Origin of the sequence: Gelidibacter maritimus, from assembly GCF_014062315.1 — a bacterium.
Classification (GTDB): Bacteria; Bacteroidota; Bacteroidia; order Flavobacteriales; family Flavobacteriaceae; genus Gelidibacter; species Gelidibacter maritimus.
Genome location: NZ_JACGLT010000007.1, coordinates 149,848 through 175,766, shown reverse-complemented (window position 1 = coordinate 175,766; position 25,919 = coordinate 149,848). Strand labels below are relative to the sequence as shown.

Below are 25,919 nucleotides of genomic sequence, written 5' to 3'. Positions count from 1 at the left end.
CTATTATATTTACATAATATGTTATACATAATACAAACTTAATGAAATTAGAATAATAAATTACATTTGCACAAAATAAATTAGCATGAAAAACCGTGTAGGCCTTAAACCGATAACCAATTTGAGCTTAGTTGACAAGGTAGAAATAAGCATTACTGAATATATCAAATCCAACAAGCTTGAAGTGGGCGATACCATCCCAAAGGAGATGGAGTTTGCCGAATCACTCGGTGTCAGTAGAACTGTTGTTAGGGAAGCACTGACCAGGCTGCGCACTATTGGGATTATCGATTCCAAAAAACATAAGGGGATGGTTCTTTCACAACCGGATTTTATTGAAAATTTTGAGAAGATCATGGAAACCAATTTGGTGGGCGATGATACCTTAAAGGATATTTTTGAGCTGCGATTGATTATGGAAATGGGTATGGTCGATTTGTTATTTGCCCGTAAGACAGATGAGGACATAGAGGAGTTGAGCAAAATAGTAGATGACATGGAAAAAGGCAAAGGCGAAACCCACATTTTCAGCCTTAAAAATGAAGTTGCCTTCCACGGCAAACTCTATGAAATGTCTGGAAATAAAACCTTACACCGACTTCAAAACATCTTACTTCCTGTTTTTCAGTATGTGCATAACCATAAATTGGATGATGCCAAAACCTATATGTACAAAAAGAAATTTGTAACGCATCGTGAACTTTTGAATTATCTTAAAGAAGGTAACAAAGAAAAATTCAGAAAAGGATTGGCCCGCCATTTAGAGCCGCACTTTGACAGAGTCCTTAAGGATGTAGCATTTTAAATTTTAACCTTAATTACTGCTTTCTTCACCTGTGACGGATCTCCGGTAGTTATATCTGGCATGTGAATGTCATTTGGAAAAAAGATGGCAAACATCCCTTTATTAACCGTTATGATGTCATAAGGCTCATCAAACAACATATAATCGTCCACCGCATCATAGGCCTTTTTAGGATCTTGTCCAGTATGCATCGTGACTCCCATTTGCTCGACACCATCAACAATATATTGCACATCAATATATTTTCGATGTGATTCGAGAAGGTTTCCATCGACTTGCTTGGTCGCATACTCCTTAAAAATGACAAAAAGATCATTTCCTTCAATCTCATGTTTGCCCATAGGCAAATCATTGAAATTGGTGTTTTCAATATAATTTAAGGCCTTTTTGATCCCAGGATGGATACTCTTATAAAGATTTGCATTTTCAATTTTGTCCAATATCATTGTCAATTGTTTTTAAGATAAAAAATTATTAAAACCACGCCTTTTTATCAGTTATCCTCTCAGGAAGAATCATCACATCCAAACGCATCCAGCCAGGAGGGCGATTGCCGGGAGTCATTTTTGGAAACCCTTCGCTATCCGATGTCTCAAAGACAATGGCAAGACGACCATCTGACAACTGTGTGATACAGCTATATCCAGCAGATTTATCATACAACAAATGGTCGTTTTCCCAAGTTTTTCCACCATTTAAACTGCGATAAATAAACAGATTTTGACGATCTTCATAGTTGGCACTGCCCAATCCACCAGCAGGTCCAACATAAAACAGCATAGTATCAATACCTAACATACTCCCTTGACAGCCGCCATAGTCGACTGACGATTGCAAACGGAAATCAATATGGCTTTCACCCCATGACATTCCTCCATCGTTACTTACTGCTACCGTTCGTTTACCTTTGCCCGCTCTCAGATTGTATCTCAAAACATTATGGGGCGACTCCGCTATTTGATATTCGCCGCCATCAGGGGCAGCATGTCCCGTTTGCCAAGTTTCTCCATGATCGTCGCTATATATCGTTCTGTTTTTAGAAATTTTCCTGTCGGTTTGACGCGTTGGTATGATCAGCCGGTTCTTAAATTGAAGACCCTGCATTTGAATACCCGCACCAGGCCCAAAACCACCAATATAATGATTGGGTGCCACAATATCTTGGGTTATATTTCGTGGTTTGCTCCAAGTCAATCCATCATCATCTGAAATGACGACCCACGCCGTATTTTTCAGCTTGCTATGATCATCGGAAGGCCATAAAGTTGTAAAAAGAAAGAGTCTTCCAGTGACTTGATCCACCAGGGCCACAGGATCCATGAATGCATCATCCCCACCGTCGGTCAAAAGCTGTATTTCAGACCAACTTTTCCCATGGTCTTCACTTCTCTTCAACGCAATATCTGTTGGCGTCTTATCGGTAGAACTAATTTTCCGCGCTTCTGCAAAGAGCAATAAGGTTCCTTTTTTGCTCGTAGTCAAGGTTGGGATTCGATAGGAATCAATCCCATCATCACCGGCATTAAAAACCGTTGTTTTAGGAATGGTATCAACAGATCTCTCCGAAGCTTCACTGTTAAAAAAACAGACTAAAGATAAAATCAAAACACACTTAAAAATCAATTTGCTGCTCATATCCACAAGTTTTTAGATAATTAAATAATTCATGATTGAAGTCAGTAATAAATTATATGCTTCTTGTAACCATATATTGCACAAATCAGACTAATAGCAGAAATGAAGCCCCATTGTTGCATTTAAAAGGTTTTCGACTGCGCTCAAACTGACAGTGTCTATTATCTTGTTTACTGATTTACACCATTATGAACTCTATAAAAAATGAGCATTGATCTACTCACCTCTTTATCACGAATCAATGGTTTTTGTAATGCCTTGTTTTAGGTAAACATGTGCAATTTTATCCAATATCACATGACAGCTCTTTAAGATAAAAAACCAAGTTTAAATAATCATTCAAACTTGGTTCCATTCAAAATGTGAAAATTGCTATTAATCACTTAGATGCTCTAATAAACCAATGGCATCCAGTTGTTTTCTAATGTCTTTATAAGTATCATCACCAAGAGTCGTATGTGGGAATCGACTTGGGCCACAATCAATGCCCAAGGTTTTCATAAAACCTTTTCCAACGCCGTTAAATCCGCCGTGACCGTCCAAAATCTCCACAAAACGAATCGCTTTCCTCTGCAATTCTGCCGCCTCGGCCATTTTTCCAGATTCAAACAAGTCTTTGATCTTAAGGTATAAGGGCGCCATGTGATTGTAGGTACTCCCTACCCATCCATCTGCTCCCAATGGCAAACTTGAAAGGAAAATTTCGTCAAAGCCAAACAAAAGATTGAACCTGCCATTCTCAAGAGGTTTGCAATGTAAGAAATCAATTAGATTATTATTGGTAAACTTAATGCCTTCAAGATTCGGAATTTCCTTTGATGCCACTTTTAAAAAGTCGAGCATATTTAAATTGGCGCCACTCAAAACTGGAATGTGATAGTAATAAAACGGGAGGTTAGGTGCGCACGCCGCTACCTCCTTACAATATTGAACCAACTTTTCGATATTATTAAGCCTAAAGTAAAATGGTGCCAACACGGCTATTGCGTCCACTTTATCGGCGGCATGGGCCGCCAGTTCCATGGCAACTTTTAAACTTGGGTCTCCAACGTGATCAATAAGATATAGATCGGACGATTTATTTTGAGACCATGCTTTGGTGATTTCTTTCCTTTCATCGGTAGATAATGAAGCGAAATCGCCCGTGGAACCATTCATAAATACACCTGAGATCTTATTTCGAACCAAAAACTTATGATATTCTGGAATGACATTTGTATTCACTGATCCGTCCTGATGCATTGGCGCATAAGTTGCGGCTATGAGGTTTTTTATTTTCATGTTATATAAGATGTCTTAAGGATTATCTTTAACTCCGTAAAATTTCTATTTGAGACTTGCTATCCCGATAACTATCGGGACAACCAACAGAATCTAATGCCCTTCGTTTTTAGAATCTGGGTTCGGATCCCGCCAAAAAGCGGGATTAGTTCAACCATCAAAACTTAGTGCGCTTCGCTTCTATGTTTTGCCTGCCTGTCGGCAGACAGGGGTTTCACTAAAAAAAAGAGAGTTGAGCTATTAACAAAACTCTCTTTTCTGGCTAACTCAAACAAAATTTCTCTACTAATCTGTATAACCTGTTGTTTGGTCCAACAACGGGTTTCTGCCGATCATATCCTGTGTAATTGGCAATAATAATTTATACTCATCACCAGGATTTAAAAAACTAATATTATCTATGACAAAACTGTTTCCAGCACGTCTTAAATCCCACCATCTTTTACCTTCACCGATGAACTCTTTATAGCGCTCCTCTAAGATTGCATTGGCATTGGCAGTTTCTGAACCATTAACATAATCTTGCGTGATCGGATCATAATCAGTACCATACGCGCGCTCACGAATCAGATTAATTTCTGCTGAAGGATCTTCACCCAAGAAGTTTTTAGCTTCAGCCAATAACAACAATACATCTGCGTATCTGTATAACGGGATATCATTGTCAAAAATACGTACTGAACCATCTACTCGTCCCAAGAATTTGTTAAATATTGAACCAAAATATTTTGGCTCATTATAGGTTGGATACCCTGACCCGCCGTTATCATCAATATACAATCTAACGAAAGTTGCATCTTTTCTGTCATCGTCGTTATCATCCAACAATAGTATGGTTTTTTCAGACTGACCATATCTATTTGCGCCATCTATTATGTAATCTGACATGGACGCTCCTTCGTCATTGTACTGAGGATTAATTTCGGTACTTCTACCAGTTAAGCTGTTGTAAAATGTTTCAGCTTCATCTTGCTGGTATTGTACAGCAAAAATAAATTCGTCGTTTTCTTCATTAGGTACTCCCCACAAACTTGAAATACTTGGCTCTAAACTTATTCCCATAGAGGATATCTCCTGAAGCGCTGTTTTTGCTTCTGTAAAATCGGGTATTCCACCTCCAAGCAAATTACCTGACCAGATGTACACATCGCCTTTAAGTGCTAAAGTGGCTGCTTTTGACCAAAATATTTTCTTGCCTTCCCAGAAGCTATCGTCAGATCCAAACGAACTTAAAGAAGCCGCTATATCGGATTTAATTAAATCCATAACATCCGCTTGTGGCGATCTTGGTTTACTCAAACCACTTGGGTCAATCTCCTTTAATGGCTCCAAAATAATAGGCACATCACCCCAGGTTTTTAAAAGCGTGTAATAGTATAACGCTCTTAATCCGTAGGCTTGGCCTAACAAATGTTCCTTTTCGGCTTCATTGGTAAAGGGTACATCCGGTAAATTCACGATAAAATCATTGACTCTGTGAATCCGCGTATAAAGCCCAGCCCAACCTCCAAAAGGAGCCGTTGCCACCGTAATGTTATTCTCAATTAAGCTCTCGTTGAATGGCGACTCAAAAGTACGTCCTCCCCAAATATCACTTCTCATTTCACCCAACAACCATAAATTTCCAGTTGACGCCCTTAAGTTGGCATAGAGTCCTGTATGGGCTGCCTTTGCTCCTTCTTCAGTATCCCAAAACCCCTGTACCGTGAGTTCACTCGGACTTGTTAATTCCAGTTCGTCTGAACACGAACTAAAAGTTACTACCGCAATTAATATATATATATACTTTTTCATATTCTTAAAATTTAAAACGTTACGTTAAGACCTAGTGTAAATGTTCTTGGTACCGGAAACGCTCCATACTGTACACCTCCAAGCTCTGGCGTATCACCACTCATGCTCTTAAAGTAATGTAAATTGGTACCTGTAGCGTAAATACTGAACCGTTGAATGAATCCATTAAAGTATTCCGTTGGCAAGTCATAGCTCAGCGTTACTTCACGCAGAGCCAAATAATCACCCTTTTCCCAGAATTTTTCGTTTCCGTAGTGCTGCAAATCAGTTGCTCCTTCACCTGCACGCCAAACGTTTTTTGAGCCGTTAACAAAAACAAAGCGCGGCCAATCGGTGTCGGTATTGGTTGGTGTCCAAGAATCACCTACTATTTCAGGCTGTGCCAAGTTACCTTGGGTTTGACCATAACCTTTATTGTTGATATGGTTCCAAACCAAATGTCCTGTAGCAAAATCTGTCTTGACAAAAAGATTAAATCTTTTATACTTGACACTGGTGGTAATACCTCCAACAAAATCAGGAGTGGTACGTCCAATTACCTTTCTATCCAAACCATTAATGATACCATCACCATTTTGGTCTACCCATTTTACATCTCCGGCCCAACGCTGGTTACGGCTATTTACAGGCATGTAATCATCTCTAATGCCGTTATCAGCGTCGGCTTCAGCTTGAGTGGCATAGATACCAGCCTGCTCAAAAGCCACTACCAAGTCATGACCAGAGCGTTGCCCCTCTTGGTAACCACCTACCCATTCTTCTTGCCCTGTACTTGGGTTCCAAATCAATGTACCTTCCTGTCTGTTTCGGTCATTGTCATTCTCTGGAAGGTTGATGACATAATTTTTATTGGTAGTAAAGGTCGCACCCAAATTCCAAGTTAAATCAGAGTTTCTAACGATATCGGTATTTAACTGTAACTCAAAACCTTTGTTTCTAATGGTACCGTTGTTAGTTAAAATACCGCTAAATCCTGTATAATATGGCAATGTCAAGACAGCTAATTTATCCTTGATATCTCTTGAATAGACATCGGCGATAAACGATATTCTATCATCAAAAAACGAAATGTCCAAACCAGCATTAAACGTGGTTGATTTTTCCCACACCAGATCTAAGGTTGGCAAATTAATATTTGCATAACCGGTTTGTCCGTTATACACATAAGGAATATTTGGTTCCTGTCCATAAATACCGTAAACGCCATAATTACTCAAAACATCTTGGTTACCATTGACCCCGTAACTTAATCTTGGTTTCAAGCGTGTAATAACATCCTTGATTGAAGAGTCTTTAAAAAATTGCTCGTTATGAGCATTCCACCCAACGGATACTCCAGGGAAAAAATCGTATTTGTTATTTCCCAATCGTGACGATCCATCATAACGATATGTGAATCCGAATAAATAACGGTCGTCATAATCATACAATAACCTTCCAAAAGTGGATACGATAACATACTCTGTTTCATAACTCTCAGGAATATCATCAGCTTCCGCCCCAGCGTTAAGTGTTTCAATCAAATCAGTTGGTGAATTTCTTGTTCCAGCTTTGGTAGTAAATTCATTATTCTTAAAATACTCACCGCCAACCAAGACGTTAAAATTATGATCTCCAAATTTTTTCATATAGTTTAAAGTCCCCGTCAATTGATTTCTCAAGGTGCGCTCTAAACTTACGGCCGCTTCTCGACTTGTTCTTAGCGTACTTGTATTACTACCTGTTCTGTAGGCTCTATTAAAACTTTCGTTATGATTGTTGATGGTAAAATGACTACCAGTTAATGATAAAGTCAAATCGTCCAAAAGATCCCAATCAATCCCCACTGAAGCTGATAAGCGTTGCTCTAAATTCTTTCTGATAAATTTATCCTGATAATAAAGTGGGTTACCAAAACCTTGATTTTGTCCAGGTGCATATTGGTCTGACCAGGTTCCGTCAGGGTTGCTGTCGTAAGTTCTGGAGGTAGCCGCTTGGCCTTGGAATCTTCTAAACACCGTATCATCACCACCTAATGGACTTCTACTTAAATTAGAATGTGAGTACAAGATATTTGAATTGACCTTAAACTTTTCGGTGATGTTATAAGAACCACTAAATTTCCCTGAATATCTTTTGAATCCAGATCCTAAAATCAGACCATCGTTATCCAAAAGTCCCAAACCTAAATAATAGGTTCCTTTTTCATTTCCACCATCAAAAGACAGATAATGGTCTATAGATGCGCTATTTTGATAAATTCGATCGGCTATTTCAGTGTCGTCATAAAAGATGATTTCCTGACCTGGGTTTAAAACATCCGGAATAGATTTCCAACCCGGTTGATTCAACAAATAGCTGTTGGAAGGTGTTAAGAGTTGCGTCGTAAATGGGTCGTTGGTAGCATTATTACCAGTCCCCATACTATTGGCGCCATCTAAGAAAGCTCCAAAAGAATTTGGATCACCTACAACTTCTCTGTACCATGCAATGGATTGTCTGTTGTAATTGATATGGTCTTCAGCTCCAAGATATTTCTGGTCATTTCGCTCGTGGTTGGAACTATACTTATAGCGATAATTGATTGAAGATCTACCAACCTTACCTGTTTTGGTCGTTACCAAAATAACACCATTTGCAGAACGTGCTCCATATATTGCGGTTGCCGCAGCATCTTTAAGCACTTCGATAGACTCAATATCGTCTGAGTTTAGAGCGTAAAAAGACCCTGGAATTCCGTCGATCAATATTAACGGCGAACCTGTACCGCTAAAGCCAGTACCTCCACGCAATATAATCTGTGGCGTAGATCCTGGTTGACCTGTGGTATTTGTCACTCTTAAGCCAGCAATTGTTCCTTGCAAGGCTGTTGCTGGGTTAGACCGTGTTGAGGTTTCTAATATTTGTGTATCCAGCTTTGAAACCGATGTGGTTAATTGCGCTCTACTCTGTTTACCGTAACCTGTAATAACAATTTCGTCAAGCATGGCCGTATCTTCAGTCAATTCGACGTTAATTGTAGTTTGGTTGGCGACAGTAACCTCCTGAGCCTTGAATCCCACATAACTAAACACAAGAATATCTCCTGTATTGGCATTAATAGTGTAGTTCCCGTCAAAATCTGTGGTTGCACCGGTACTCGTTCCTTTAATAATTACCGTGGCCCCTGCCAATGGCAATTGATCTCCAGACGACGTTACCGTTCCCGTAATTGCATTTTCCTGACCAAAACCAAAGATTGGTAAGGCGAAAAGCAAAATAAACATCAAATAAATGACATTCGAATCTTTTTTTCTCATATTAAACAATTTGAATTAGTTAAAAATGGATAGTTAAAGTCTAATCGTATTATGTTATACATAAGGCAATATTATTAATTTAATTTTACTTGACAAAGGATTTATTTAAGAAAGTTTTAACGGATGGAGGGCGGGATTTGGGTCAAGAAGGCATTAGCATTAGGCATTAGGGATGAGGGATTAGTGGGATTAGTGGGATTAGAGGGGAGTGATGAGTGGTGAGTTGTTGAGTCAAGAAGGGATTAGGGATGAGGGATGAGGGATGAGGGATTGGTGGGAGATCTGTGAAGATTTTCGGCTTAAGCATAATATAATTGGTGGCGCAAATATGCGGGAGAGGATTTGTGCTTTATGGAATAAAGAAAGCAGTAGATAAACCAGCTTTTGACACACACTACATGTAATCAAGAAAATAGGTGTAACGAAAGGACAAATTCCACTCTTAATTAATTTTCCGGTGTCTTAGGGTTTAACGGACGTATGGTCATATCACTAATGAGCATGTTGTCTGGCGTTTGCAGAATATGTACCAAAGTATTGGCCAAGTCTTGAGGGTGTAGCATATTTGAATGCGCCGCTATTCCTGAGCTTTCAAAAAAGTGGGTAGCAATAGAACCAGGATTGAAACAGGTGACTTTAATATTATAGAAACGAAGTTCTTTAAACAAGGCATCACTAAAACCCTGAACGCCATATTTTGTAGCGCAATATGCTGCAGATTCGGCCCTGCCCATACTTCCTAAAATAGAGCCGATATTTATTATATGTGACACTTCCTTTTTCTTTTTCATCAGACCAGCAATTTGCGAAGTGATATAATACATCCCATTTAAGTTGGTATTGATCATAGCGTGCCATTCTTCTGAGGGCATCTCGTCTATTTTACCAAAGGAACCGGCTCCCGCATTATTAATTAAAATATCGGGTGTCTTGTTTTCCGAAAATGTTTGGTTGACCCAACTTTTAACGGTTTCAAAATCTGAAATATCCAAAGAAACAGGAATAAATTGCGCCCCCAACTTTTGTTGAAGCGAACTAAGCGCTTGTGTGTTGCGCGCAAGACCATATACCTGAGTTCCGTTTTGAACTAAAGCTTCTGAAATGGCGGCACCAAGCCCGCTGCTTGCACCAGTGACTATGGCTATTTTTTCGTCAAGTTTCATAATTTGATTATTAGTATAAATTAAACGCTTTCATCCGGATTATAGCTTCCTGGCTCCACCCGAAAGCTTATGGCCAAACGATTCCAGCCATTTATGGCGATAATGGACATGGTTAATGCCACGAGTTCCTTTTCCGAAAAATGTTTCGTGACCTCCTGATACAACCCATCTGACATGTCGTTTCCTGAAATGAGCGTCATAGCTTCTGTCCAAGCGAGTGCGGCCCGTTCCCGATCGGTGTAAAACGATGTTTCCTTCCAAGCTGTCAATGCGTATAGACGTTGTTCGGTTTCTCCTGCTTTCCGCGCATCCTTGCTATGCATATCGATGCAATAGGCGCACCCATTTATTTGTGAAGCTCGCAGTTTGACGAGTTCATATAAACTGTGTTCCAAGCTCGAACCAGCCACATACTTTTCCAGTTCCAACATTCCTTTTAGAGCTTCTGGGGCCACGGTTTGATAATTCAATCGTTTTTTCATGTTTTTTTTGGGATTAAAGTGCTTTATAACTAAGTCATTCTATTGCAATTACAAAAATCAGTGGTTGTTCAGGAATCAGTAGTTAACTATAGGCTTCTTGAAGTCGTTTATAGCATAGATCAGACGGCGCATTAGCACATTCAAAATACATTTTGAAAGAAGCTATATAAAGGTAAGTATTTATTTAAACTCGGACAAGTTTGACTGAATTAACATTATTTGTCTTGAAAAGAAAATCAATTGATTAATTTTGTAGTAAATGAAAATGTAATTATTCACCACTCAACATAAATCCTCTTGTTTTTCCTTAAGCTTAAAGGGAATCAAGATGATTTCTAGCATTTAATCCTTTAGGAAAGGTATAAATGGTAGAAATTAGCTTAATTAGATATTGGGTGAATAGTGACACGAAAGCATATTCCTTAATCTAATCCGGCATGAAGCAACAATTTTCCAAATATGCCAACTCAACGGCCAAAAACAATTTCAATTACTGTCGCACGTGCTACAATCATCTCGCAGGTGTTGTGGGCGTTGCAATTACCGGTGCAATGGTAAAACGTGATTATTTAAAAAAATTAGAGACCGCTTATCTGGTCACCAAAAAAGGATGGGAATGGTTTTCACAATTTGATATATCGGAAAACGATTTTAATAAAAGTCGGCGCGCAGTAAGCCGCCAATGCATCGATGGGACGGAACGCCGACCGCATTTAGCTGGACAACTCGGTGATAAGTTGCTGGAGAAAATGCTCCACCGGGGTTGGTTTAAAAAAATCGAAAATTCGCGAGAACTAAAGGTCACGTCTGAAGGCCGTCAGGCATTGCATAGTTATTTGGGGATGGACCTCTAATGGTATTGGCAACTGCAGTAGCGCCGATACTTGGAATCATACCAATCCCCATTAAAGTTTATAAACGAAAGTAAGAACATAAAGGCGTATGCCATTCATCTTGCGCCTCCCTAAAGCAAGATTAAAACGTATGTAAAGTGTCATAAAACCAGGTCTTATGGATTTAAAAAACGATAATCAAACAGTTCGGACAAGTACAACTTTTTCGGTGCCTAAGGATGCACTTTGCCGATACCCAAAAATAGGACCTCCACTTTCTGACATCCCTCAAAATGGCACCCCCAATGTAACCGATATGAACGCGTCGAAGAATCTCTTGAGTCTGGACACCCCGACCATTAAGAGGTTAGAGCAACACTTAAAGCTGACTTTTCTGTCGGAAAAAGACACCTATAATCAGGTCTGCTTGGCTAACAGTCCCGAGGTACGTAACGAGTATAGGGATGTATTTGAGACCAAGGATTTGCTAAATTATATATTTGCCGTTTTACATTCACCTTGCTATCTTGAGAAGTATAAGGAGGTGTCAAAAATTGATATTTTAGAGATCCCTTATCCTAAAGATTCCTCAAGTTTTTGGAAACTGGTTGACCTGGGCGCAAAATTGCGAGATTTAGAACAATCAGAATTGCTATCCGATATAAATCATAGTCTCCAAACTGATAGGATTTTAAAAGTGATAGCCGAACTTAAAATTGAATAGAATTGAACTACCAAACAATGAAAATAACCCAGAGCACAAAAGAGGATATTCCCGAAATTTTCAGACTTTATAAATTGGCTACCGCATATCAGAAAATAAAATTCCCAGAAAACCATTGGCCAAAATTTGATCACGAGCTGGTAGCCACTGAAGTTATCGAAAACAGGCAATACAAATTGATCATCGGGAACAAGATTGCTTGTGTCTGGGCAATTACTTATAGCGATCCACAAATTTGGGAGGATGGCGATAATGACTCCTCCATTTTCATCCATAGAATTGCCACGAACCCCGATTTTAGAGGCAACAATTTCGTAAAACTCATTGCCGATTGGGCCAAGAATTTAGCACAAACACTAAATAGATCATTTATCAGAATGGATACTTGTGGCAAAAATGAACGCTTGATCAAACATTATGAACATTGCGGATTTAAGTTTTTGGGCACAAAAAAATTAAAAGACACCTCAGGCTTACCTTCGCATTATAGCAATGCTGATGTTTGTTTCTTTGAAATTGAATTAGCCTAATATTATTGAGAAAGTCAATAGCGACAGATTGGAATGTTGTCATTGAAAAAATCGACGGGCCTTGATAAAAAAGTGCCATTTTAGGTACGTTCCATTATTTTAAAAACCAGGTTGTGCAGTTCGGCATTGACTGGAATCTGACACGCCAAACGGCTGTTTTCTGCTGTATCATGGATTTTAGAAAGCGTGAGTTTTTCATCAGCATCCATGGTTTGAGAAAGATGGCCTTCAAGAATCTGTATATGGCAAGTACCGCACCAGGCTCTTCCTTTACAATCACCCCAATCTTCGATATATTTATCAAAAAGGAGTTCCATTAAGCTGTGATATTCGTTGGTCCGGAATTGCACTTTGCACGCTTCATCAAACTCATTGATGTAGGTAAGGACATAACTTTCTGATGTCATCTTGTTTTTTTAATCTTTAAATTTTAGGCATAAAAAGAACCCGCAATCAGAAGCGTAATGAATTTCTATTGATGGTCAGCATATTCAATGCCTCATTATTGACAAGTGGTAATCATTCAGTAATTGGATGGTTATCTGCTTTGGAATGACGCAAGCAGGTGGGACAATCCTTGACTTCACTTTGTTTTAATCGAATGCCGTCAATATACTTTTTTACAAATCGTTGAATCCGCATATAACTGCCCTTCCGATTATTGACATCTATTTGCTTGTCTCTGAACACCTCACGGATCTTCGCATCGTATTGCTGATAGCCCCAACACACGGGACATGTGCCCTCAGGAGCTTTGCCTTTGGTTTCACTTTCTGGCTTTCGCAGAAACTGTACTATGTTTTCAATTAAATTCATTGCTTTATGGTTTTAATATTATTTTATCTCAATCTCTTTACATTGGCTCAGCGTTTCGCTATTGAAACTTAAGCCATCTTAAACAAAAGCATAATGCTTTGATGCTTCAGAAAACGGATGCCATAATCACAATGAAGTTTAAAAAGATCTTTATTGATCCAATTTCAGCATTTCTTCCATCGCAATTGACGCGTGGGCATAAGCTGCACCTGCTCGCATTTCAGAAGCAACCCAGATAGCTTCCATCATTTGCTCATTACTGGCACCTTTCATTTTTGCTGTTTTCGTATGGCCCTTTATACAGTTTGCACATTGGGTAACATGTGATATACCGAGGGCGATCAGCTGCTTTGTTTTTTCATCAAGTGCACCTGCACTAAACACGGCATTGCTAAAAGGTCGCCACGCCTCCACCTGTTTTGGTGCCAGATCGGCTTTTTTTCGAGCCATTTCTGGAGTTGATGTAGGATATAAACGTTCTTCCGTATTTCCCTCCATAGCATCTACAGCAATAGACGCATGGGTGTAAGCACCACTTGCCCTGCCTGCAGCAGCCACCCATATAGCTTCCATAATTTCTTCCTTACTGGCACCCTTACGCATGGCTTGCGGGGTGTGCGCTTTAATGCAATACGGACATTGGGTCACATGCGCTACCGCAACCGCAATCAATTGTTTGGTTTTTTCATCCAAAGCACCTGCCTCAAAAACCGTTCGGCTAAAATTTCGCCAGGCTTCTATTTGTTTGGGTGCTAAATCTGCTTTTTTACGGGCTAACTCTTTTGCGTTGTTCATATCTTAATGTTTAATTGTTGATAATTATTGAAGTGTTGCATCCATAGTGATCTTTATACTCAATGCTTTGCTCACCGGACAATTGTCTTTGGCAGCATTGGCACATTCCATAAATTTATCCTGATTGATATTCGGGATTTTGGCCTTGAGCGTCAAATGAGATCCGGTAAGTTCTAATTTATCAGCATCCATGGTCACTTCTGAGGATACGTCAAGTGCATCGGGTGTATAGCCTTCTTTCCCTAAAATGAGGCTTAAAGCCATCGCGAAGCAACCAGCATGGGCGGCTGCAAGTAATTCGTCTGGATTGGTACTCTTGCCTTCACCAAAACGGGAATTGAAACAGTATTGTGACTTGTCCAAAACCTTGCTTTGGGTAGTTAGTTTACCTTCGCCTTCTTTTAAAGAGCCGTTCCATACGGCATTTGCTGTCCTTTTCATTGTGTTATTATTTATTGTTATTGTATATTGTTTTCTTGATTCCTGTTCTATAATCTTGAGTCTTGGTTCTTTGCTCTATATTCTTTGTTCTTTCCTCTTATTATATTAAGAATCCTTAACCACATCTTTGACACGTTTGGCACTATCGCCTTTGTTTAAACTCAATCGGACGATACTATCCTTAACTGCTGTTAGATCATGGGGCACATCGCCACTTAGAGAAATCAAATCGCCTCTATTCAGGTTATGAACTTTACCGTTGACCCCGAAATCGATAGAACCTTCAAAAATCTCAACCACAATGGCAAAGGGCGTTTTGTGTTCTTTCATTACCTGACCCTTCTTAAAAGCAATCCGAATTTCCTTGCCGTTTTCTGTGTCCAATAACACTTGTATGGTTGGTCGGGTTTCGTGGTACTGGATGTTGTTTATTAATGATGCTGTTTTCATATAAGATTTCTTTTTTTAGTTTCCCGCCTTTGCAAATGCTGCCGACGGGTAGTCTTGTTTCTTGTTGTTTGTTTTTCGAACTATGAATTATCTCTGTAAAGTTACGGTTAATTTTAAATAGGACAAAATTATCCGAATTAAAGTTTTGTTATAAAAAATCGCTCTTCATACATATGTAACCAAAGACGATAACAATATGCCATCTCTTGAACTTTTATATTAAAAAAGGATTGTCTTCACGGTACATCTCTATTCGCATCTGAAAAACCTCAGCTATTCGTGATGCGCGCCATTTGGCTTCCGCTACTTTTTCACCTTCAAAATTCTCATCAAGCGTGCTATAAAAAAGTTCCAACCATCTATCAAAGTGCTCTTTCATGACCGGTAGTCTTGCGTGTGGCGGGAACGGACTTCCTGTGTATGTGCGTTCGCCCAATAGCACCGTCTGCCAAAACGTGTACATTTTTACCAAATGTTCAGGCCAACGGTCCTCAATAACCTCATTAAATATAGGTGCCAATAAATGGTCTGAACGTACTTTATCATAAAAAGCATTTACAAGTAATTTAATATCCTCAAGTTTTAAAATTTCGGTCTCCATAATTAGAAAAATGATTTATAAAGTTCAGCATCCCAATACATAATCAGATAGTACAACCCAAAAGCAAAAACGATGATCAACAATGCCCATACCCAAGCCGGAATTGCTTTTGGCGTTTCAGATCCACGGATTATAAAAAACTCAGAGGTTTCACTTCCGTAGGCATTTATGGTAATAGGAATTTGAGCGTCGACGATTTCATTTTCTTTTAATCCCAAAACGGAAATCTCTGGTCCATTTCGCACTACAAAAGGGATTTCACGAACGCCTTCCACATTATTTGACGATTTTGCTACGATCTTTAAGATATGTTTTCCATCGGGAATTTTAGTGGTATCCAATACAATTTTCACCGGTGGCGCAAATGATGCGAACGGCTTTGGGTCGTCGTCCAAAAAAACGGTGATATTTCTGTTGTCTTCCATAGTTTTAAAATCCTTCGTTTTTAACAATATTCTTTATATGATCAGGATCGTCCTCTTTGGGGTTGATTAAAAATTTAATGCTGTAGAAGAGTGTAAATGCCACAATAATTACAGCTCCCCAAATAATATAATAATCCCATTCTCCCGATGGTCCAGTACCATGGGTAATATTTTCAAATCCTTTGGGCTGATTTTCCTTGCAGAGATCACAAGCATAAGAAAAATAGTGTCCCAAGAAAAATAGCCAAGCAAATAATAACAGTCTTGTTTTCATCGTCTATTGATTTAGTTCCATATCTATATATTGTCTCACTTTTGCCACATCTTCTTCAGTGACGACCTCTGAATCATTCCCCCAACTACTTCTCTCATGGGTTAGAATGGCCGCAATTTCAGCATCGGTCAGTTGGTCGCCAAAGGGTGGCATGACGCCATAATCCGTTCGTGCATTATAGCCTTGTATGACAACCTTAATAAGCGTTTCAGTGTTTTTATCGTTTACTATATCACTTCCAACCAACGACGGAAAGGCACCAACAATACCTTGCCCCGTTTCCTGATGACATGCCGCACAGACTTGTGAATAGAGTTTGGCCCCATCCAAGGACTGTTGCCCGCCTTCGGTTCTTTCAGCTTGAATTTTTTTCAAGGCCGGAATAAAGTCGTCAATATCGCCACTTGGCATGTCGGTTTGCTTCAGATATTTTAAATAATCAACCAAGCGTAAGGCATCATAAGAGGCAATTATCTTTTTGCCCGGTTTATTGAAATATGCTTTTGGCACGGCCACCACCTTAGCATCCTTGGGCATATAGGCGCTATCCACTTCCTTAAACAACCACGGATAGGATGGCATTACCGATTCTGGAACCACCGCTCTTGGATTGTATAAATGGAGTAAATGCCAATCTTCACTGGGTTGACGTTTTCCGATATTGGTTAAGTCAGGCCCCGTACGCTCACTACCTAATGTGGATGGCGATTGCCTCCAAAAATCCATTCGTTTTTTACTGTAAAAATAATCGGAAGGGATTGAGGGTCTATCACCCCATACATTGTCCATCTCAATATTACGTACCTGTTGCGTATGGCAGGCCATACAGTTCTCGGCAACATAGACGTTAAGCCCTTCCCGCTGGTGGGCGGTCAGTGGCTGCTCATCAGGAATTGGCTGGGTTTCTTGCATCTGAATAGCGGGCATAATAGCAATAAGAATACTTAAGGCAATAAATACACCGCCTGCCGTAAGCACTAAGTTTTTATGTTCTTTATGAAAATTAAGCATGTGATACGTAGTATTAAACAGTTATTTCTTCTACTTTTTGTGTTGCCGACGGCTTCTTAGTATAACCTTTCACCATATAATAAAAATTATAGGCGAACACCAAGTGCGATACAAACATGAGCGAACCTCCAACGGCACGCCAAACCCAATAGGGCTTCATCAGGATGACCGATTCAATAAAAGGATCGCCATCAATCCAGCTTAAACCTTTGTAGGTACCTCCTGCCATGAGCGACATCATATAGGCAAAAAGACCGATAAATGCCAACCAAAAATGCGCGCCAACAAACACCTGTGCGGGTTCCCTTCCGGTCAGTTTTGGTAAAATGGCATAAATGGACGCCCATAAGAAAAAGGCAATAATGCCATACATGGTCATGTGCGAATGGGCCACGTTAAAATCGGTAAAGTGCCAAACAAAATTCGTGAATCTGAACGCTTGTACACTGCCCTGCATTGAGCCTACAAAATAGAAGATGGTGCCCACCAAGAAGAAAGGTAACACATAACTTTTGGAGATATGGCTCCAACTTCCTTTCATGGTCATTAAAAAGTTAGTGGTACCTGCTACAACCGGTATCACCATGCCCGCACTAAACACGATGGCTATGGTTTGCAACCACCAAGGCAACGGACTGAACACAAAGTGATGGGTCCCGATCATGGTATAGAAGAGCATTTGTGTCCAAAATGCCAAAACCCCTAAGGAATAGGAATAAATAGGCTTGTTCAACGCCGATGGCAAGTAGTAATACACCAAACCTAAGGTGAAGGTCATAAACCACATGCCCACGCCTTGGTGCATATAATAACCTTGGATGACAGTTTCACCCAAGCCATCTTGATAAAAAGGCAAGTAACCAATTATCGCCAATACAATGGTCCAGATCAGCGATGCCAGGATAAACCAATTGGAGATGTATATTTCGGAAATTTTGCGGGTAGCCACCGTTTTATAAAAATTATAGAAGGTCAAAATCAAGCCAATGGCAAACATTAACATCACCGGCCAGATATACTCTCTATATTCTCCGCCCCCGTTATTGATACCTGCCATTAGACATAAACTCCCTATGAATACGGTGGCATTGATCAATCCCCAGGCATACCATGCCCAATTATAATTGTAGATTTTGTTGTTTGAGGTACGAGCTATTACAAAATAGCCAAGACCGATCATCGCTAATGAAGACCATCCCCAAAACACCATATTGGTATGCACTGGTCGCAACCTGCCAAAGCTCAACCACGCTTGGTGGTCCATCTCGGGCCAAAGGAATTTCATTCCCAAATACTGACCAATCAGGGTTCCAAGAACCAACCACAAAGCCGCTGCACCGATATAATAAATAACTATTTTCTTCAACTCCTGAGGTGTCTCAAGGCTAAGTGAGGTCTTTTTCTTTTCATCAAAAAAAGCATTGTTCGGGTCTTTTTCGACACGCTGGATCAAGCCTTTATCATCAATGGCCCTGTTGTCTCCAGAAAGTTCATTACCTTTTAATTTATAAGATAAAGCAGCTTTTCGTTTTTCGAGGATGGCATCAATATCACTCCCCTCCATTGCCACAAGCTCATCATCAAAAGCCATTCGGTTTTTGTCAAGTTGCCGACGTTTCATGGTATCGATATAGCCATTTAATTTCACGAATAATATGATGATCGCCACAATCATCACAATGGCTATCAAAATAAAGGTGCCAATAATTCCGGGACTGGAAAGCCAATTATCTGTGGTGATTTTCTCTTGGGCACTCAATAGATTTGGGATGGCCATTAAAATAAACAGGATTCCTATCTTAAAATTTCTCATAAAGTGATATGTATTATCTTTTCAACCGCTAATAAATTCAATATGTAAATCGGTTTAAACGTGTAGCGACCTCCGAATGTGATTTTATAATTCTCAGCAATACGCTACAAAACCATTATAATATGCAGCCAAACCTTAACAAATTACGATTGTCAACCGAGTACAACTACCCCGCAACAAATCGCAACAATGCGATGGTTAGTGAATCTACAAGAGCGATTCATTTGAATAAATAATAATGGTGTAGTACCTTTCGCTAGGCTTACCCTGCCTTTGGAAAAAGGTCTGTTTAAGAGGATTTTGCCTACTTAAACATAAAAGATCAGATTATGGGAGCAAACAGATCAAACATTTTGACAGTATTGCTCTTTATACAGCAGACCAAGATTTCATTTTATGAAGTGTCACATCAAATTAAACTGATTAGACACATGACCTTTTAATGATGGTCATAAAATATAGATCACGCTAATATTTCACAAAGGTAAGTGCTGAACACATCTAAGACAAATTTATCCGATATAAATTATAGAAACTTTAGTTACGCCGATGAGAATCACAAGAGTTTTCTATTTTTGGCAGACTAAATAACGACACTAAGACAATGATTATCAGATAAAATCTTATGAACAATGCAATTATAAAGAAAAAGAATAAATGAACCCGATTTTAAGTGTGGACCTAATTGGATGTGGTTGGAGCGAAAACGTTAAACCAAAATTGGCGACTCTCAAATTATATGAGAATCGCCAATAGTAGTTCGTTATTCTGTAATTGCGGCTTCAATAGGAGGTGTACCCTCTTATCAATTACAAATTATTTGATAATTATTTTTTTGACTTGATTTTGATATTTATTAGACAGTTTTACTAAATAAACACCCTGACTTAAGCTTGAGACATCTACCGTATTTTTAGCTTTGGTTTTCTCTATATATGCATTTAAAACCGTACGACCTTGAATGTCATACATTACTACCTTGCTATCTGCGCTAAGTGGCCCATTGATATATAAAGTTTGACCAGTGGCATAAATTTGTAAAGTCTCTGTTTCAGACTCCTCAATGGATAAGGCACGCGATTCAAATCTTAAAAAAAATCGTCCGCCACCTGTTATGGCCGTTTTTGAGGTGAAAGCATACGTGGCTTCGTTTAAAAGGGTCAACGTATTGTTTTCTCTATCTTCCAAGTACACTTGAATTTCATTCGGCAAGGTGGTATTCTCTATACTAAAAGTTATTTGATTGCCTTGTGCTACTTTCAGTCCTAATGGCACAACAACGTCATTCATGCTTGCAGTTCCAAGGCTTTGTATAGCCATTTCTTTACCCTTATGATCTTTCACCAAATGCGAATAAACCATGAAATTATTAGCCACACCATCAAAAAGCGCTGCATCATATCCAGGGTCAAGACCTAAGGTGGAAGTCTCACTAAAGTAAATTTCCGTAGCAAAATCGGCAGTGGCGTGTGCCGCTTTTAAGCGCAGCATCTGTTGCGGTGCTGTTGGCCGACCTAGTATAAAGTCGTCACCACCATTAAATACCCGCATATTTTGGGTGAATACAATTTGATTGTTAAGGGCAGATACATCATTAGCGAGTAAGAATGCTTGTCCTGGCGCAATTTTTTCATTGGCAAACGTCAGCCGATTGATAATAATAAAATTACCAATTGTACCACTACCAGAACGCGTGCCACTATTATAACCGTAAATGGCCTCAGCATTTGAATCTAACTTTGAGCTGTTTTCATCCAAAAATTTTTGTGGGTCCAAATAGGTTGGAAAAGGATTTCCCACCGAATTCCATCGGTTTTTACGTGACGTTGTAATTTCTACCGTTTCTGTCTCTGTAGAAACCTTTCCGGAAAATCTCAGCGTTTGTCCTACTTTACGAGCCGCTGCCCGATAACCAATGCCTCGTTGTAACAAAACACCTCCGTTTGTCGCCATATCATAATTTAGATATTTACGGGAAACATTGTCATACGGCCCAAAAGCATATATGGTTTTTTCTGAAGGATGCTGAGGCAAAACATCTGCGTTGGTCAAGAGACCATCCGCACTATAGTTCAAAAAATTGGCGTAGGTTTCTCCCACATTTTTCACAGGCATTGAAATAAGGTCATTACCTCCATTATCGCCACTTTTACCCACAAGATTTACATGACGGTCATAATTGACGATAATGGCATCATTCAATGGCTCGTTTAAAAACAAGGCCGAAAATTGATCTGAGGACGACTTTAAAGTCAGCTCTGAGGCTGAAATTGGCGTACCCGAACTTACATACACCCCTGTGCCAGCACTAACGGTCATGGTGGTGGATATGGTTTGCGAATTAACCGTCATGCTAGAGCATACGATTAAAAAAACGATGTAGAAATTTTTCATTTAAGTAGGTTTTTTTCGAAAAGAGATAGGGCTACTTACTCTTATTCATTAAATTGGGGTTGGCAACTCCTGGGGAGAGGATATAAATGCGATGGTCTTCGACTTCGCCGGTTAAGGCTGTACCCGTAGTTCGAGTGGCATCCTCAACGCTTCCAAAATAGCGTAAGCGCACATAAGTACTATATGGCGTACGAGTAGCCGGAACTGTCCATTCCAACACCACATTACCATCACCATTAGTGGCAATAGTTTTAGTTACGCGCTCGCTCTCATCAAATGTGCCGTTTAAGTCGAAATCAATCCAACCAGAAATCTTATCACCGGCCGTCGCTTGTTTATAAGGAATAGTAGCGGTGATTTTATCGCCAGGCTTATAGAAATCTTGATCCGCAAAACGACGGTATTCTATTGGCCAGGCATCTTCTTCATTAAGTCCTGCAGGTCCAGAAATATCATCGCCAAGTGCATCATCGGAAAAGTTATTGATATGATCAGCATCTGGGGGTGTACTTCCCAAATAACGTCTCGTTCCGCTAATTAATAATCCAGGGGTATAAGATGATGTATTTATGTTTACCGCCGGCCCATTTTCTTGTACACCATCATTTCCAAATGTAATATCGTCAATCAGATGGATAGGTTTTCCGTAGGATTCTGGGGCATCCCCAAAATCATAACCAGAGGTCAACAAACCAAAGGCGATGGCTGTTTTTCCACCGCCCTCAAATTCGGCGGAAAACTCCACGGCATACCCGTTAGCTTTTGTATCATAGGCTGAGTTATTATATTTAAGAAAGGCCACTGCACCTGTTTTGCCATCATTACCCTTTTCAAATAAGATGGATTTGGTACCAGATTGGTTATTTTCTTTTCTCATATTATAGCTTCCTTTGCCTATATCTTTATGAACTCCGGCCACGGTCCAATCTCCATCTCCAGAAGAAATTATATACTCATTGGAAGATAAATCCTCAGCGTCCGCCAATACCATCCCTCTTAGCCTTACAGGCTCCCCATCTGTTGTAGCCTTAACACGAACAACGATGTTGACTTTTCGTCCCTGATCATAGTCATTTATAATACCTGAAGCCATTTTATTATTTGGACTGCCATTGGTCCCGCCGTAGCCCCCCCGATTATACAAAATGTCAAGAAAATCACCTTTTTCTGAGGAGCCCTGATAGGTCCCTGGAATGTAAGAAACAATCTTTTTCCGACTAGTTAAACTTCCAGAAACATCCAACCTTGTAATCTCTGCTTCTACACACATATAACGTCCTCCCCCCAAATCAATACTGCCGTAAGATTTAGAACCAACCCTAAGCTGAACATTAGGCTTCCCATAAGGATGCCTAGAAATACTTTCATTATAATTTGAACCCCAAGTCAGCCAAAACACCCGGTCGGCATTTGGACTTGAGCTCGTGGCCGGATCAGCAAAGGTTCCCGTTAAAGGCTCTCCTGGAAAACAAGGCGATTGGGCAACGCCCTCCCAAGTATAGCCTACGAATATAGCTATCAAAGCGATAGTTTGAATATATCGTTTCATAGTATTCTATTTTAAAAAATGAATAATTACGGTCTGACCGCGAACACGATGTTCATAAAGGTTTTGGAAGACACCACAGCATTGGCCTTGACTTTCTAAGTGAGCACACCTGCGGCACTAAGGGTTAAGGTCTCAAATACAGCCTTATCATAATAGGTAATATAATAATCCAACTCGTTGGCCGGTAAAAGCGGTAAAGAGGTGGTACGGTTCGGACTTGCCACTTCTATAGAATTAAATTGTGCCGTATAACGGTTATAGAGATTTACAGAAAACACGCCTCCAGATTCCGAAAAACCGTCACCAGCAACAAAATGAGACCGATGGGTTGGAATGGCAATAGACGGCATATAGAAAAACTTTGGCATTGTAGCCTTAAGCTGTTGCATGACGCTCGATTCGGTCATCAACCGGTTCCATGATTGGTTCAACCAATAGTAATACCCCGGGGTAAGTCCGCCCACGGTACTGGTATTATAAATCAATAAACTATTGACGTTTCCCGACGCAATAGTAGTTGCATCGGTAAGACCGGTTAATGCAACCTGAGGGATCAACAGACCTCGGTTGTTAGAATGAATATCCAATTGCGAGGATGGACTCGGGTTTTCAGTACCAATGCCAACTTGGGCAAAAAGTAAATGACCTGTCAAGAAGACAAATAAAAGGGTAACTTTTTTCATAGGATTAAGAGATGTAGAATTTGGGATTCTAATTAAAAATTATCACTGAATTAAACTGTCGTATTTTTTTATTTAAAGCCATACGAACCTGCTCTTTTTTTTGAGCGCGCAAATGTAGATATTATTTTTAATTATCCTAAAAAAAACAAATAAAGTTGCATTTATGTTTCATTAGGTTTTTTGCAGATTATTCCACTCTAATTCAGTTGTTTGTGATGCAGATAAAAATCACGCTTTTACTACAAAACATGAGTGTGAGTAGGCTCTGATAACATTTTAAGATCATTTAAAATCAGCCAAATCTAATTTAATATGGATATTACCAACGTGTATGACTTTGGTTTTTTTATAAGTGCGGTAGGCCTGCCATAGTTACCTGCGGCGGCAATAGTATTTACTATTTTGATACTTTGTTTATATATATAGACAAGGTTTCCTTATTTTATTAAACAACTTCGAGATTTTTTCGGAAACGGGAATTACATAGATGGTTTCACCACTTTTCCAGTCATAATCAGCTCTATGCCAACGCCAATACCCACAGCCGAAATAAAATCAATAAGGTCATTCTCCATTGTAAATTGAATGATAATACCTACGACCAATAATATTATTCCGATTACTCTTACTTTATTCATCATGCGTTTTATTTTTTTATTCAGATTTTGAGTCCACTGCCTGGCCGCACTTCGTTCAGGTGCTACAGACCACAGGATTATGCCATTATATTATATAGATTTTTTATTTTAGAATCGTAATTCTTTCATTTTCTAAGTCGGTAATATACTTGAGTTCAAAACGCTGACCTTCGTCCAATTTGTTTATATCAAAGCTATATAGTACGAATTCATATTTTATATCGCTCAATTTATTTAGTTGCGTATAATTTTGTCTTTCGCTCTTTCTCCATTTTTCGAATAAATCCATGATGCGCTTGTCCGCATCAGAAATTTGCACAGCTTTTTTTATACGGTTTATTTCAGCAAGTAAATCAGATTTAAAGACTTTCTTGGATTCAGAATAGCCGTGAGCGTCTAAATAGTTCCAGACTTTATTGTTATGAATCTCGACCGAATCAATCAAATCTTCCACAAAGGCGTCACCCGCCACACCTTTTATTTTAAACGGCCATTTCTTTTCAACGATGCGTTCCGCGTTTTGATTAACAAAATTACCAATACTGAATAAGGTCCAAATTTCGAGGGTATCTGATGTCTTCTCAATTTGAGCAGAGGTCAAATGAGTAATAAACAAGATTAATGGAATTATGAGCTTTTTCATGGCATTCAGCAAAGCAATGTTTTGACTGGGACTTAGGGCTGACACACATCTAAAGTACTAAAAATAGACCAAGCCGGTGGGAATTTTGAAGAAATTTCTAAGTTGGCGGGAACTAAGTCATTATTTTTAATGGTGATGAGAAACGCATTTGATTTTAATAGACTATCTCTGTTATTATTAATCGTTTTATAAAATAGTCGTTGAGATCCACTTTTGATTCCAGCATTCGCTCAGCAATATATTTTGGGTCAATAATTCCTGAAGCGTCACGTACTTTAAGATACTCATTTAGGAAATCCGACTTATTTGCGATTGCGTTTAGGGCTATCGAATATCTTCCATCATAATTTAGTTCATTCCAATTTTTATGAGATTCGATAATAATGGCATCTTCATCAATAGGTTCTTGATCTTGAAGGGATGAAATGGATGTGCCGTATCTAAATGTTCCATCTGCCCGTAAATATTTTCGTTTGATTTTTAAAGTCGGATTATTGTATTTATTGATAGCCAATTTTTCAGAGTCTCGTTCTATCCAAATTGAATCTGGGACACTGTAAATTTCTAATTTTAAATTACTTTTTTCAAAAAGGTTCCTGCTGTCTTCAGAAACTTTTTGCCGAATTTCAGTCTGATTTTGTGATAATTCCTTTAGAAATTGATTGTAAGCCTTTTTTGTGCTTATATTAGGATATTTTCTTTTTAGAACGTCAGATTCAAAGTCATTCACAATATAGGTTAGAGTTTCACTATTCTCTTTACCTAAAATCGCTTCAAATTCCTTTATATCCTTTTGGTTTGAACAACCAAAGGTTAGAATTAAAATTAATAGTAGACTGTGTTTCATGGTTTTTACTGTGT

27 protein-coding genes are annotated in these 25,919 nt (G+C 39.2%); 4 read left to right on the top strand and 23 right to left on the bottom strand.

What is annotated here, in order from left to right:
* Nucleotides 1–85 precede the first annotated feature (85 nt).
* Entirely contained in the window at nt 86–805 is a 720-nt protein-coding gene (locus H3Z82_RS10795; protein ID WP_182205512.1) for a FadR/GntR family transcriptional regulator, read from the top strand.
* Here the strand turns inward: H3Z82_RS10795 and H3Z82_RS10790 are convergent.
* The 7 genes from H3Z82_RS10790 to H3Z82_RS10760 form a co-directional block, all read right to left on the bottom strand.
* Entirely contained in the window at nt 802–1,251 is a 450-nt protein-coding gene (locus H3Z82_RS10790; RefSeq protein ID WP_182205511.1) for a YhcH/YjgK/YiaL family protein, read from the bottom strand. The genes H3Z82_RS10795 and H3Z82_RS10790 overlap by 4 nt on opposite strands.
* 28 nt (nt 1,252–1,279) lie before the next feature.
* A complete protein-coding gene (locus H3Z82_RS10785) occupies nt 1,280–2,440 on the bottom strand; it encodes a sialidase family protein (protein WP_182205510.1) in 1,161 nt (386 codons plus the stop codon).
* 375 nt (nt 2,441–2,815) lie between these two features.
* Complete coding sequence (locus H3Z82_RS10780) at nt 2,816–3,721, bottom strand: dihydrodipicolinate synthase family protein (protein ID WP_182205509.1); 906 nt, start codon at nt 3,719–3,721, stop codon at nt 2,816–2,818.
* 285 nt (nt 3,722–4,006) lie between these two features.
* On the bottom strand, nt 4,007–5,515 hold the full coding sequence (locus tag H3Z82_RS10775) for a RagB/SusD family nutrient uptake outer membrane protein (RefSeq protein WP_182205508.1): 1,509 nt from the start codon (nt 5,513–5,515) through the stop codon (nt 4,007–4,009).
* Between the two features lie 11 nt (nt 5,516–5,526).
* On the bottom strand, nt 5,527–8,793 hold the full coding sequence (locus H3Z82_RS10770) for a SusC/RagA family TonB-linked outer membrane protein (RefSeq protein WP_182205507.1): 3,267 nt from the start codon (nt 8,791–8,793) through the stop codon (nt 5,527–5,529).
* Nucleotides 8,794–9,239: 446 nt separating this feature from the next.
* The gene (locus H3Z82_RS10765) at nt 9,240–9,956 is read right to left on the bottom strand and encodes an SDR family oxidoreductase (RefSeq protein WP_182205506.1); all 717 of its coding nucleotides are present in this window, start codon (nt 9,954–9,956) and stop codon (nt 9,240–9,242) included.
* A gap of 20 nt (nt 9,957–9,976) precedes the next feature.
* Nucleotides 9,977–10,438, bottom strand: coding sequence for a carboxymuconolactone decarboxylase family protein (locus tag H3Z82_RS10760; RefSeq protein ID WP_182205505.1), 462 nt, complete (start codon nt 10,436–10,438; stop codon nt 9,977–9,979).
* Between the two features lie 437 nt (nt 10,439–10,875).
* On the opposite strand from H3Z82_RS10760, the gene H3Z82_RS10755 reads away from it, so the two are divergent.
* From H3Z82_RS10755 to H3Z82_RS10745, 3 genes are all read left to right on the top strand, one after another.
* Nucleotides 10,876–11,292, top strand: a complete 417-nt coding sequence (locus H3Z82_RS10755; RefSeq protein WP_182205504.1) for a hypothetical protein — start codon at nt 10,876–10,878, stop codon at nt 11,290–11,292.
* A 157-nt stretch (nt 11,293–11,449) separates the two neighbouring features.
* Nucleotides 11,450–11,995 (top strand): type ISP restriction/modification enzyme, encoded by a 546-nt coding sequence (locus tag H3Z82_RS10750; RefSeq protein WP_182205503.1) that lies wholly within the window; start codon nt 11,450–11,452, stop codon nt 11,993–11,995.
* Between the two features lie 17 nt (nt 11,996–12,012).
* Nucleotides 12,013–12,525: a GNAT family N-acetyltransferase gene (locus H3Z82_RS10745; protein ID WP_182205502.1), complete on the top strand. Its 513-nt coding sequence runs from the start codon at nt 12,013–12,015 to the stop codon at nt 12,523–12,525.
* 80 nt (nt 12,526–12,605) lie between these two features.
* Here the strand turns inward: H3Z82_RS10745 and H3Z82_RS10740 are convergent, their stop codons facing one another.
* From H3Z82_RS10740 to H3Z82_RS10660, 16 genes are all read right to left on the bottom strand, one after another.
* Nucleotides 12,606–12,932 (bottom strand): 2Fe-2S iron-sulfur cluster-binding protein, encoded by a 327-nt coding sequence (locus H3Z82_RS10740; protein ID WP_182205501.1) that lies wholly within the window; start codon nt 12,930–12,932, stop codon nt 12,606–12,608.
* Between the two features lie 112 nt (nt 12,933–13,044).
* Nucleotides 13,045–13,341, bottom strand: coding sequence for a hypothetical protein (locus H3Z82_RS10735; RefSeq protein WP_182205500.1), 297 nt, complete (start codon nt 13,339–13,341; stop codon nt 13,045–13,047).
* Between the two features lie 150 nt (nt 13,342–13,491).
* Nucleotides 13,492–14,136: a carboxymuconolactone decarboxylase family protein gene (locus H3Z82_RS19825; protein WP_394368106.1), complete on the bottom strand. Its 645-nt coding sequence runs from the start codon at nt 14,134–14,136 to the stop codon at nt 13,492–13,494.
* A gap of 24 nt (nt 14,137–14,160) precedes the next feature.
* Nucleotides 14,161–14,577, bottom strand: coding sequence for an OsmC family protein (locus tag H3Z82_RS10720; RefSeq protein WP_182205499.1), 417 nt, complete (start codon nt 14,575–14,577; stop codon nt 14,161–14,163).
* A gap of 105 nt (nt 14,578–14,682) precedes the next feature.
* Nucleotides 14,683–15,027 (bottom strand): cupin domain-containing protein, encoded by a 345-nt coding sequence (locus tag H3Z82_RS10715; protein ID WP_182205498.1) that lies wholly within the window; start codon nt 15,025–15,027, stop codon nt 14,683–14,685.
* 214 nt (nt 15,028–15,241) lie between these two features.
* Nucleotides 15,242–15,628, bottom strand: a complete 387-nt coding sequence (locus tag H3Z82_RS10710; protein WP_182205497.1) for a group III truncated hemoglobin — start codon at nt 15,626–15,628, stop codon at nt 15,242–15,244.
* A 2-nt stretch (nt 15,629–15,630) separates the two neighbouring features.
* The gene (locus H3Z82_RS10705; RefSeq protein WP_182205496.1) at nt 15,631–16,053 is read right to left on the bottom strand and encodes a cytochrome C; all 423 of its coding nucleotides are present in this window, start codon (nt 16,051–16,053) and stop codon (nt 15,631–15,633) included.
* 4 nt (nt 16,054–16,057) lie between these two features.
* The gene (locus H3Z82_RS10700; protein WP_182205495.1) at nt 16,058–16,327 is read right to left on the bottom strand and encodes a hypothetical protein; all 270 of its coding nucleotides are present in this window, start codon (nt 16,325–16,327) and stop codon (nt 16,058–16,060) included.
* A 3-nt stretch (nt 16,328–16,330) separates the two neighbouring features.
* Nucleotides 16,331–17,338 carry a cbb3-type cytochrome c oxidase subunit II gene (locus tag H3Z82_RS10695; protein WP_182205494.1) on the bottom strand — a complete coding sequence of 336 codons (1,008 nt, stop codon included), beginning with the start codon at nt 17,336–17,338 and terminating at the stop codon, nt 16,331–16,333.
* Between the two features lie 13 nt (nt 17,339–17,351).
* Nucleotides 17,352–19,151, bottom strand: coding sequence for a cbb3-type cytochrome c oxidase subunit I (locus tag H3Z82_RS10690; RefSeq protein WP_182205493.1), 1,800 nt, complete (start codon nt 19,149–19,151; stop codon nt 17,352–17,354).
* An 816-nt stretch (nt 19,152–19,967) separates the two neighbouring features.
* Entirely contained in the window at nt 19,968–21,545 is a 1,578-nt protein-coding gene (locus tag H3Z82_RS10685) for a T9SS type A sorting domain-containing protein (protein ID WP_182205492.1), read from the bottom strand.
* Between the two features lie 31 nt (nt 21,546–21,576).
* Nucleotides 21,577–23,094: a CshA/CshB family fibrillar adhesin-related protein gene (locus H3Z82_RS10680; RefSeq protein ID WP_182205491.1), complete on the bottom strand. Its 1,518-nt coding sequence runs from the start codon at nt 23,092–23,094 to the stop codon at nt 21,577–21,579.
* Nucleotides 23,095–23,189: 95 nt separating this feature from the next.
* Nucleotides 23,190–23,777: a hypothetical protein gene (locus tag H3Z82_RS10675; RefSeq protein WP_182205490.1), complete on the bottom strand. Its 588-nt coding sequence runs from the start codon at nt 23,775–23,777 to the stop codon at nt 23,190–23,192.
* Between the two features lie 479 nt (nt 23,778–24,256).
* The gene (locus H3Z82_RS10670; RefSeq protein WP_182205489.1) at nt 24,257–24,418 is read right to left on the bottom strand and encodes a hypothetical protein; all 162 of its coding nucleotides are present in this window, start codon (nt 24,416–24,418) and stop codon (nt 24,257–24,259) included.
* 100 nt (nt 24,419–24,518) lie between these two features.
* Nucleotides 24,519–25,058 carry a hypothetical protein gene (locus H3Z82_RS10665; RefSeq protein ID WP_182205488.1) on the bottom strand — a complete coding sequence of 180 codons (540 nt, stop codon included), beginning with the start codon at nt 25,056–25,058 and terminating at the stop codon, nt 24,519–24,521.
* Between the two features lie 154 nt (nt 25,059–25,212).
* Nucleotides 25,213–25,905: a hypothetical protein gene (locus H3Z82_RS10660; protein ID WP_182205487.1), complete on the bottom strand. Its 693-nt coding sequence runs from the start codon at nt 25,903–25,905 to the stop codon at nt 25,213–25,215.
* Nucleotides 25,906–25,919 lie beyond the last annotated feature (14 nt).